The sequence below is a fragment of the Pseudomonas sp. NPDC087803 genome, from assembly GCF_044742995.1.
In the GTDB taxonomy this organism is placed as follows: Bacteria; Pseudomonadota; Gammaproteobacteria; order Pseudomonadales; family Pseudomonadaceae; genus Aquipseudomonas.
The window spans coordinates 1-10,071 of the sequence record NZ_JBIUVO010000030.1 but is presented as its reverse complement, the minus strand read 5'-3'; the positions used below and the strand labels follow the sequence as shown (position 1 = coordinate 10,071).

The following is a 10,071-nucleotide window of genomic DNA, read 5'->3' as shown; positions in this document are numbered from 1 at the left end:
CTCCGAGAAGACCGAGCTGCGCCAGGTGGGCCGGTTGGTCGGCCTGGCTGCGAGCGTGGCGATTGGCTTTGCCGTGGTGCTGTGGTCGCAGCAGCCGGATTACCGTCCGTTGTACGGCAGCCTTGCCGGCATGGACGCCAAGCAGGTCATGGACACCCTGGCCTCCGCCGACATTCCCTACACCGTCGAGCCGAACTCCGGTGCCTTGCTGGTCAAGGCTGACGACCTGTCCCGTGCGCGGATGAAACTCGCGGCCGCTGGTGTCACTCCCAGCGACGGCAACATCGGTTTCGAAATCCTCGACAAGGAGCAGGGGCTGGGCACCAGCCAGTTCATGGAAGCGACCCGCTACCGTCGCGGCCTCGAAGGCGAACTGGCGCGCACCATCTCCAGCCTGAACAACGTCAAGGGTGCCCGCGTGCACCTGGCAATTCCGAAGAGTTCGGTGTTCGTGCGTGATGAGCGCAAGCCAAGCGCGTCGGTACTGGTCGAGCTGTACTCCGGGCGTTCGCTGGAGCCGGGTCAGGTGGTGGCGATCATCAACCTGGTGGCGACCTCCGTTCCTGAACTGAGCAAATCGCAGATCACCGTCGTCGATCAGAAGGGCAACCTGCTCTCCGATCAGGCGGAAAATTCCGAAATGACCATGGCCGGCAAGCAGTTCGATTACAGCCGCCGCATGGAAAGCATGCTCACCCAGCGCGTGCACAACATTCTGCAGCCGGTGCTGGGCAACGATCGCTACAAGGCTGAAGTCTCGGCCGACATCGATTTCAATGCCGTCGAATCGACTGCCGAGCAGTTCAACCCGGACCAACCGGCGTTGCGCAGCGAGCAATCGGTCAACGAACAACGCACCGCCAGCAATGGCCCGCAAGGTGTACCGGGTGCCCTGAGCAACCAGCCACCGTCGCCGGCGTCGGCGCCGCAAACCACCGGTGGTGCCGCAGCGCCTGCCAGCATGGTGCAACCAGGTCAGCCACTGGTCGATGCCAACGGTCAGCAGATCATGGACCCGGCCACCGGCCAGCCGATGCTCGCGCCGTATCCGGCGGACAAGCGTCAACAATCCACCAAGAACTTCGAACTTGACCGTTCCATCAGCCACACCAAACAGCAGCAGGGTCGCCTGAATCGTCTGTCGGTGTCGGTGGTGGTCGACGATCAGGTCAAGGTCAATGCGGCCAACGGGGAAATTACCCGCGCGCCGTGGAGCGCCGATGAACTGGCGCGCTTCACCCGTCTGGTGCAGGACGCGGTCGGCTTCGATGCCAGCCGTGGCGACAGCGTCAGTGTGATCAACATGCCGTTCTCCGCCGAGCGCGGTGAAGTGGTCGCCGATATTCCGTTCTACTCCCAGCCATGGTTCTGGGACATCGTCAAACAAGTGCTGGGTGTGTTGTTCATCCTGGTGCTGGTGTTTGGTGTGCTGCGTCCGGTGTTGAACAACATCACCGGCGGCGGCAAGGGCAAGGAGCTGGCCGGTCTGGGCAGCGACGTGGAACTCGGTGGCATGGGCGGCCTGGACGGCGACCTGGCCAACGACCGCGTGAGCCTCGGTGGTCCGCAGAGCATTCTGTTGCCTAGCCCGAGTGAGGGTTACGACGCACAACTGAATGCAATCAAGAGCTTGGTGGCCGAGGATCCGGGTCGCGTGGCTCAGGTCGTGAAAGAGTGGATTAACGCAGATGAGTGATAACCGAGCCGCAACCGCCAAACTGAACAAGGTCGACAAAGCTGCGATTCTGCTGCTGTCCCTGGGTTCGACCGATGCCGCGCAAGTGCTGCGCCATATGGGCCCGAAAGAGGTTCAGCGGGTCGGTGTGGCCATGGCCCAGATGGGCAACGTCCATCGCGAGCAGGTCGAGCAGGTCATGAGCGAGTTCGTCGACATCGTCGGCGACCAGACCAGCCTCGGCGTCGGCTCCGACGACTACGTGCGCAAAATGCTTACCCAGGCGCTGGGCGAAGACAAGGCCAACGGCCTGATCGACCGCATCCTGCTCGGTGGCAACACCAGCGGCCTCGACAGCCTGAAATGGATGGAGCCGCGCGCCGTTGCCGACGTGATCCGTTACGAACACCCGCAGATCCAGGCCATCGTGGTCGCGTACCTCGATCCGGATCAGGCCGGTGAAGTGCTCGGCAACTTCGACCACAAGGTGCGTCTGGACATCATCCTGCGCGTCTCGTCGTTGAACACCGTGCAGCCGGCAGCGCTGAAAGAGCTGAACCAGATTCTCGAGAAGCAGTTCTCCGGCAACTCGAACGCCTCGCGCACCACCCTGGGTGGCATCAAGCGTGCGGCGGACCTCATGAACTTCCTCGACAGCTCGATCGAAGGTCAGCTCATGGACTCGATCCGCGAAGTCGACGAAGACCTGTCCGGTCAGATCGAAGACCTCATGTTCGTGTTCAACAACCTGGCCGATGTCGATGACCGGGGCATTCAGGCGCTGTTGCGCGAAGTCTCCTCCGACGTGCTGGTGCTGGCGCTCAAGGGTTCGGACGAAGGCGTCAAGGAGAAGATCTTCAAGAACATGTCCAAGCGTGCCGCCGAACTGTTGCGCGACGACCTCGAGGCCAAAGGCCCGGTGCGCGTCAGCGACGTGGAAACCGCGCAGAAAGAAATCCTCACCATTGCCCGTCGCATGGCCGAAGCCGGCGAGATTGTGCTCGGTGGCAAGGGCGGCGAGGAAATGATCTAAGCCCATGGACAAGCATGACGAGTCAGTGACGGACCTGATCCGCGCCCGGGATGTCCGTGGTTTCGAATCCTGGGAAATGCCCAGCTTCGACCCGCCGAAACCGGAACCCGAGCCGGAACCGGAGCCCGAACCGCCGGAAATGGAAGAAGTGCCGCTGGAAGAAGTCCAGCCACTGACCCTGGAAGAACTCGAAAGCATCCGTCAGGAGGCTTACAACGAGGGCTTTGGCATCGGCGAGAAGGAAGGTTTTCACAGCGCCACGCTCAAGGTGCGTCAGGAAGCCGAAGTGGCGCTGGCGGCGAAGCTGGCCAGCCTCGAGCAGCTGATGACCCATCTGTTCGAGCCGATTGCCGAGCAAGACACACAGATCGAAAAGTCGCTGGTCGACCTCGTGCAACACATCACCAAACAAGTGATCAAGCGCGAGCTGGCCATCGACTCCAGCCAGATCGAACACGTCATGCGCGATGCGCTCAAGCTGCTGCCGTTGGGCGTGGACAACGTGCGTCTGTACGTCAATCCGCAGGACTTCGAGCAGGCCAAGGCTTTGCGCGAGCGTCATGAAGAGACCTGGCGCATCGTCGAAGACGAAGCACTGATGCCTGGTGGCTGCCGTGTCGAAACCGCGCACAGTCGCATCGATGCGAGCATTGAAACCCGCGTCGCTCAGGTCATGGACAAACTGTTCGACCAGTTGCACGAGCAGGCTTTGCACCCGGCCGCGCCGGATCTGAGTCTGGACATTCCTGAAGAAAGTCAACCGGCGGCTGCGCCTGAAGAGCCGCTCGCGGGCACCCCCGATGCGCCTTGAACGCACCAGTTTCGCCAAGCGCCTCAGCACCTATGCCGAAGCCACCGAGATGGCCGGCGCGCCGATTCTCGAAGGCCGCCTGCTGCGCATGGTCGGCCTCACCCTCGAAGCCGAAGGCTTGCGCGCCGCCATGGGCACGCGCTGCCTGGTGATCAATGACGACAGCTATCACCCGTCTCAGGTGGAAGCGGAAGTCATGGGTTTTTCCGGCAGCAAAGTGTTCCTGATGCCGGTCGGCAGCGTCGCCGGTATCGCCCCGGGCGCGCGCGTGGTGCCGCTGGCCGAAACCGGTCGCCTGCCAATGGGCATGAGCATGCTTGGCCGGGTACTCGACGGCGCTGGACGCGCGCTGGATGGCAAGGGCGGGATGAAGGCTGAAGACTGGGTGCCGATGGACGGCCCGACGATCAACCCGCTCAACCGTGACCCGATCCACGAACCGCTGGACGTCGGCATCCGTTGCATCAACGGTTTGCTGACGGTCGGGCGTGGTCAGCGTCTGGGCCTGTTCGCCGGTACCGGTGTCGGTAAATCGGTGCTGCTGGGCATGATGACCCGCTTCACCGAGGCCGACATTATCGTCGTTGGCCTGATCGGTGAGCGGGGTCGAGAAGTTAAAGAGTTCATCGAGCACATTCTCGGTGAAGAAGGCCTCAAGCGTTCGGTGGTGGTCGCCTCGCCGGCGGACGATGCGCCGCTGATGCGTCTGCGCGCGGCGATGTATTGCACGCGGATCGCCGAGTATTTCCGCGACAAGGGCAAGAACGTCCTGTTGCTGATGGATTCGCTGACCCGTTTCGCCCAGGCCCAGCGGGAAATCGCCTTGGCCATTGGCGAGCCACCGGCGACCAAGGGTTATCCGCCCTCGGTGTTCGCCAAACTGCCGAAACTGGTGGAGCGCGCCGGTAATGCGGAGAAGGGCGGTGGTTCGATCACCGCGTTCTACACCGTGTTGTCCGAAGGCGATGACCAGCAGGACCCGATTGCCGACTCGGCGCGGGGCGTGCTCGACGGCCACATCGTGTTGTCCCGGCGTCTGGCCGAGGAAGGGCACTATCCGGCCATCGACATCGAAGCGTCGATCAGCCGGGTGATGCCGGCGGTGGTCTCGGCGGAACACATGCAGCGCGCGCAGTACTTCAAGCAGCTGTGGTCGCGCTATCAGCAGAGCCGCGACCTGATCAGCGTCGGCGCGTACGTTGCCGGTGGTGACCGCGAGACTGATCTGGCGATCAGCCTGCAGCCACAACTGACCCGCTACCAGCGGCAGGGCCTCAACGACAAGATCAACATGGGCGAGAGTCAGGCTTACCTCGAAACCCTGTTCGCGCCTGCGGCGGGCGGGTAACCGGCCATGGCCGTGAGCCGAGCTGCGCGTCTGGCGCCGGTGGTGGACATGGCCGAACAGGCCGAGAAAACCGCCGTGCAGCGCCTGGGTTACTTTCAGGGCCAGGTCAAAGTGGCCGAAAGCAAACTCGCCGACCTCGACGCCTTTCGTCTCGATTATCAGGAGCAGTGGATCGTGCGCGGTAGCGACGGGGTTTCCGGGCAATGGCTGCTGGGGTATCACGGCTTTCTGGCGCAACTGGACACCGCGATCGATCAGCAGCGGCAAAGCCTGGTCTGGCACCAGAACAATCTGGTCAAGGCGCGGGACGCCTGGCAGCAGGCGTTCGCCAAGGTCGAGGGTTTGCGCAAACTGGTGCAGCGCTACCGCGAAGAGGCGCAACGCCTCGAAGACAAGCGCGAGCAGAAATTGCTGGACGAGTTGTCGCAGCGCTTGCCGCGCCAGAACCCTTTTTAAGTTGTCCAAACTCCCTGTGGGAGCGGGCTTGCTCGCGAAGGCGGTGTGTCAGAGACACCAATGTTGACTGACACACCGCTTTCGCGAGCAAGCCCGCTCCCACATTTGGTTCTGCGTTGCACCTTGCCCCTGGGTCTACCAGATGCTAAACCTTGTACACGTTCGTCAATGACAAGGAAGCCAGTCAATGTCAGTCGTTACAGAAGTCTCTCCGGATGGTCAAAAACTGACGATTTCGGTCAAGGGTCGGTTCGATTTTGGTCGCCATCAAGAGTTTCGCGAGTCCTATGAGCGACTTGACCAGAAACCCGAATCCATTGTGGTTGACCTGAAGGAAGCCACCTACCTCGACAGCTCCGCGCTGGGCATGCTGCTCCTGCTGCGTGATCACGCAGGCGGCGACAATTCGGATGTGCGGGTGGTCAACAGCAACTCCGACGTGCGCAAGATCCTCGCCATCTCCAATTTCGACAAACTCTTCGACATCAGTTGACGGCCATGCAGGCGCAAGAGCCGCTGACGATCCTGATCGCCGAAGACAGCGCCGCCGACCGGCTGCTGTTGTCGACCATCGTCCGGCGTCAGGGGCATGAAGTATTGACCGCTGCCAACGGCGCCGAAGCGCTGGAGATTTTCCGGCGTCAGCCACCGCATCTGGTGTTGATGGACGCGATGATGCCGGTGATGGACGGCTTCGAGGCCGCTCGGCAAATCAAGCTGCTGGCCGGGGAAACCCTGGTGCCGATCATCTTCCTGACTTCGCTGACCGAAAGCGAAGCGCTGGCCCGCTGTCTTGAGGCGGGGGGTGACGACTTTCTGGCGAAGCCCTATAACCAGGTGATCCTCGCCGCCAAAATCAAGGCGATGGATCGCTTGCGCCGCTTGCAGGCCACCGTGCTGCAGCAGCGCGACCTGATCGCCAGACATCACGATTACCTGCTCAACGAACAGCGTGTGGCCAAAGCGGTGTTCGACAAGGTCGCGCACGCGGGCTGCCTGAGTGCGCCGAACATCCGCTATCTGCAATCGCCTTACGCGTTGTTCAACGGCGACCTGCTGCTGGCGGCGTACACCCCGGCCGGTGACATGCATGTGCTGCTCGGTGATTTCACCGGCCACGGCTTGCCGGCGGCGGTAGGGGCGATGCCGCTGGCCGAAGTGTTTTACGGCATGACCGCCAAGGGTTACGGTCTGGCCGAAACCCTGCGCGAGATGAACGCCAAGCTCAAGCGCATCCTGCCGGTGGACATGTTCTGCTGCGCAACCATGCTCTGCCTGAGCTTTCAGCGGCGCACGGTGGAAGTGTGGAACGGCGGCATGCCCGACGGATACCTGCACCGCATCGCCAGCGGCGAACGGCTGCCGCTGCCGGCGCGGCATTTGCCGCTGGGTGTGCTCAGCCCGCAGGCGTTTGACGATCGCACCGAGGTGCAACCCATGGCGCTGGGGGACCGGGTGTTCCTGCTGTCCGACGGGGTGATCGACACCACTGATGCCAGCGATCAGTTGTTCGGTGTCGAGCGTTTGCAGCGCCTGTTCGCCGCCAACCGTGAGCCGGACAATCTGTTTGCCGAGATCGTACAGGCCTTGCTCGAGTTTCGCGGGGAGCCCCGTGACGATGTGAGCATGGTCGAGATCAGCCTGCTCGACGCCGCGCAGATCACACCATCGGCACCGGTGTATTCCGACAGCGGCCAGTCTTGTCCGCTGGATTGGTCGGTGAGCTTCGAGTTTCGCGGCGCGACACTGAGGCGCTTCAATCCTTTGCCGTATCTGCTGCAGTTGTTGCTGGAAGTGCACGGCTTGCGCACCCAGGGCGGGGCGATCTACAGCGTGCTCGCCGAGCTGTACTCCAATGCGCTGGAGCATGGCGTGCTGGGCCTCGATTCCGCTCTCAAGCGCGATGCCGCTGGCTTCGCCCGCTACTATGAACAGCGCAATGCGCGACTCGAAGCCTTGCAGGACGGTTACGTGCGCGTGCATCTGCAAATCAAGCCACAAGGTGCGGGCGGTTGCCTGGCCATTCGTGTTGAGGACAGCGGCAAGGGTTTTGACGTGGCCCGAGTGATGGAGCGGCCGCTGGACGGTGTCCGTCTGTCGGGACGCGGGGTCAGTCTGATCCGGCAATTGGGGCATAACGCCAGTTGGTCGGACGAAGGTCGCAGTGCCTGCGTAGAGTTTTTCTGGGAGGTTAAGGCATAATTCGCCGATTCTTGATCAAGGAGTGAACAAGTGACTGACCAACATGTGGATCGCGAAGTACTCGATGCCTTGCGCGAAGTGATGGAAGACAGCTATCCGGATCTGCTGGATACCTTCCTCGCCGATTCTGAAAGTCGCTTGCATCAACTGCAAAAGACCGCCGACGTCAAGGTGTTGGCCGAGGTCGCCCATAGTTTCAAGGGCAGCGCCAGCAACATGGGAGCTGTTCGATTGGCGACGCTCTGTCAAGAGCTGGAGGCGGATGCCAAAGGCAAAAGCCCTGCGGAAATCGTCAAACTGGTGGCCGACATCAGTTACGAATTCGCGGAAGTCCGTCCTGTCTACGAAGACGAACGCCAGCACGCGCTGACCCACTGATTCCTGCCGTCCGGCGCTTTTCCCAAGCGCCGGACAAAACTGGCCCGACACTTGCAATAATCCCCGTCAACTGTACCTACGATCCCAGTGCAGCGGAGACCGTGTCATGCCTGCGACCCCCAATGTTCTTCTTCAATCTGCCGCCCAGGCCAAGGCGCAAGCCGCCGCCGCGAAAGCGCCGGTCATGGCCGCAGACACCGGGGACAAGGCCTCAAGCTTCGCTCAGGTGTTCGCCGATCAAGGCCCGAAAAAAACGCTTGCCAGTACCGACAGCTCTCTGAAATCGGCGCGCGACAAGGTTGTCGATAGCAGCGACAAGAAGGATCTCGGCAAGGATCAGTCTGCCGCCGCGCAACAGACCGTTGCCGATAGCGGCAATGCCTTGCCTGCCGACAAGGGCGCTGCGACGGCATCCGATGATCAGGCTGCCGCTGATGACGCTGCCGCCGATACCACACAGACTCCAGTGGCTGACACCGCCCCGGTTGATCCGGCGCTGGACCCGGCACTGGCGCAAACCGTGCAACCGTTGGTGACTGCACCTGTGGTGCCGGCGCCGGTCGCTGCAACACCGGAGCCGGTCAAAGCCGAAACCCCGGCCGTGGACGCAACCGTCGCGCCAGCCGTGGTCAAAGATCCGGCGGCATCGACCGACAGCGCTTTCGACCCGGCGGCCGATCCGCTCGACTCGTTGCCGGCGGTGCGTATGGCGATGGAGCAGGGCGGGCATATTTCCGCCAGCAGCCAGGCACAACCCAAATCCACGCCGGCCCAGACTCAGGCCGACGGTGAATTGACTGCGGCGCAGAACTTCGCTGCCGGCATGGCCAGCATGCTCGACGTGCAGGCCGACAAGGACAGCACCAGTCAGAACGGCGAAAAGGCCTTCAGCGGCCTGATCGACGATGGTCTGAAAGATCTGAAGGCGGCCACCAGTGATACCCGTGTCGATGATTTCGCCAACCGTCTGGCGGCGCTGACTCAGGCGGCCACACCAAAAACCGCGAACGCGGTACCGGTGAATCAGCCGATCGCCATGCACCAGAGCGGCTGGACCGAAGAAATCGTCAACCGCGTCATGTACCTGTCCAGCGCCAATCTGAAGGCGGCGGATATTCAATTGCAGCCGGCAGAACTCGGGCGTCTGGATATTCGTGTGAACATGGTGCCGGATCAGCAGACCCAGGTGACCTTCATGAGCGCGCACCCAAGCGTACGTGAAGCCCTTGACGGCCAGATGCATCGCTTGCGTGACATGTTCACCCAGCAGGGCATGGGCCAGGTCGACGTCAACGTCTCCGACCAGAGCCGTGGCTGGCAGGGTCAGCAGGGCCAGGAGCAGGCGCAGCAAGGTCAGAGCGGACGCACCAGCGCCGCTGGGGGACGTCTGGATTCGGCGGAAGAAGAACTGACGCCGGCGGCAGTGGCCGAAGCCGCTGCGCAAACCACCAGCGTGATCGGCAGCAGCGCGGTCGACTATTACGCCTGACGATTGCGGCGACACTAAAAGATCGCAGCCTTCGGCAGCTCCTACGGGGTGTACACCTTCCAATGTAGGAGCTGCCGAAGGCTGCGATCTTTTGCTTTTGGCTCTCGGCGATTTCTTGCAGGCCCCTTCCTCCGACACTTCTGGCATAACACTTGCTCTTGCCTTGCCGTGCGACTGTGAAAACCCGATTAGTGACGGATTATTGGCATGGCGAAGAGCGAAACAGCAGCAGTGAAAGACCCCGCGACCAAAGGCAAACTCAAGATGATCATCCTGATCGTGGTGGCTCTGCTGCTGGCGATCGGTGTGTCCGTGGGCGCGACCTGGTTCTTCATGCACAGTGCCCAGAGCAAACCTGCCGAGGCCGCCGAAGCTGCGCCGGCCGGCAAGCAACCGGCGATCTTCGAGCCGATGGCGCCGGCGTTTGTCGCCAACTACAACCAGAACGGCCGTCAGCGCTACATGCAGGTGAGCATCACCATGCTGGCGCGTAACCAGGCCGATCTGGACGCGCTCAAAGTGCACATGCCGGTGATCCGCAACAACCTGGTGATGCTCTTCTCCGGTCAGGATTTCGCCACATTGGCGACCCCGGTCGGCCAGGAGATGTTGCGCCAGAAGGCCACAGCCAGCGTCCAGGAAGTGGGTCATAATTTTATGTGCAAAGTGGTGATAGTTC

Annotated in this window: 10 protein-coding genes; all 10 read left to right on the top strand. The window is 62.0% G+C overall.

Features of this window, described 5'->3' with window-relative positions; translation table 11 throughout:
• A partial coding sequence (fliF, locus tag ACIOUG_RS16060; RefSeq protein ID WP_401066904.1) for a flagellar basal-body MS-ring/collar protein FliF occupies positions 1-1,696 on the top strand: 1,696 nt, incomplete at its 5' end.
• Positions 1,689-2,708, top strand: coding sequence for a flagellar motor switch protein FliG (gene fliG / locus ACIOUG_RS16055; protein ID WP_401066902.1), 1,020 nt, complete (start codon positions 1,689-1,691; stop codon positions 2,706-2,708). The genes fliF and fliG, both read left to right, overlap by 8 nt.
• A gap of 4 nt (positions 2,709-2,712) precedes the next feature.
• Positions 2,713-3,519, top strand: coding sequence for a flagellar assembly protein FliH (gene fliH / locus ACIOUG_RS16050; RefSeq protein ID WP_401066900.1), 807 nt, complete (start codon positions 2,713-2,715; stop codon positions 3,517-3,519).
• The gene (gene fliI, locus ACIOUG_RS16045) at positions 3,509-4,867 is read left to right on the top strand and encodes a flagellar protein export ATPase FliI (RefSeq protein ID WP_401066898.1); all 1,359 of its coding nucleotides are present in this window, start codon (positions 3,509-3,511) and stop codon (positions 4,865-4,867) included. Before fliH ends, fliI begins: the two co-directional genes overlap by 11 nt.
• A 6-nt stretch (positions 4,868-4,873) precedes the next feature.
• On the top strand, positions 4,874-5,323 hold the full coding sequence (gene fliJ, locus ACIOUG_RS16040) for a flagellar export protein FliJ (protein ID WP_401066896.1): 450 nt from the start codon (positions 4,874-4,876) through the stop codon (positions 5,321-5,323).
• A 187-nt stretch (positions 5,324-5,510) separates the two neighbouring features.
• A complete protein-coding gene (locus ACIOUG_RS16035; protein WP_401066894.1) occupies positions 5,511-5,816 on the top strand; it encodes an STAS domain-containing protein in 306 nt (101 codons plus the stop codon).
• Positions 5,817-5,821: 5 nt separating this feature from the next.
• A complete protein-coding gene (locus ACIOUG_RS16030) occupies positions 5,822-7,525 on the top strand; it encodes a SpoIIE family protein phosphatase (RefSeq protein ID WP_401066892.1) in 1,704 nt (567 codons plus the stop codon).
• Positions 7,526-7,555: 30 nt separating this feature from the next.
• Positions 7,556-7,903, top strand: a complete 348-nt coding sequence (locus ACIOUG_RS16025) for an Hpt domain-containing protein (protein WP_401066890.1) — start codon at positions 7,556-7,558, stop codon at positions 7,901-7,903.
• A 106-nt stretch (positions 7,904-8,009) separates the two neighbouring features.
• The gene (locus ACIOUG_RS16020; RefSeq protein WP_401066888.1) at positions 8,010-9,392 is read left to right on the top strand and encodes a flagellar hook-length control protein FliK; all 1,383 of its coding nucleotides are present in this window, start codon (positions 8,010-8,012) and stop codon (positions 9,390-9,392) included.
• 207 nt (positions 9,393-9,599) lie between these two features.
• On the top strand, positions 9,600-10,071 hold a 472-nt coding region (locus ACIOUG_RS16015; protein ID WP_401066887.1), incomplete at its 3' end, for a flagellar basal body-associated protein FliL.

Coding starts and splice junctions, on each gene's coding strand:
- fliG (WP_401066902.1), top strand. CDS start 1,689: ATGAGTGATAACCGAGCCGCAACCGCCAAACTGAACAAGGTCGACAAA.
- fliH (WP_401066900.1), top strand. CDS start 2,713: ATGGACAAGCATGACGAGTCAGTGACGGACCTGATCCGCGCCCGGGAT.
- fliI (WP_401066898.1), top strand. CDS start 3,509: ATGCGCCTTGAACGCACCAGTTTCGCCAAGCGCCTCAGCACCTATGCC.
- fliJ (WP_401066896.1), top strand. CDS start 4,874: ATGGCCGTGAGCCGAGCTGCGCGTCTGGCGCCGGTGGTGGACATGGCC.
- ACIOUG_RS16035 (WP_401066894.1), top strand. CDS start 5,511: ATGTCAGTCGTTACAGAAGTCTCTCCGGATGGTCAAAAACTGACGATT.
- ACIOUG_RS16030 (WP_401066892.1), top strand. CDS start 5,822: ATGCAGGCGCAAGAGCCGCTGACGATCCTGATCGCCGAAGACAGCGCC.
- ACIOUG_RS16020 (WP_401066888.1), top strand. CDS start 8,010: ATGCCTGCGACCCCCAATGTTCTTCTTCAATCTGCCGCCCAGGCCAAG.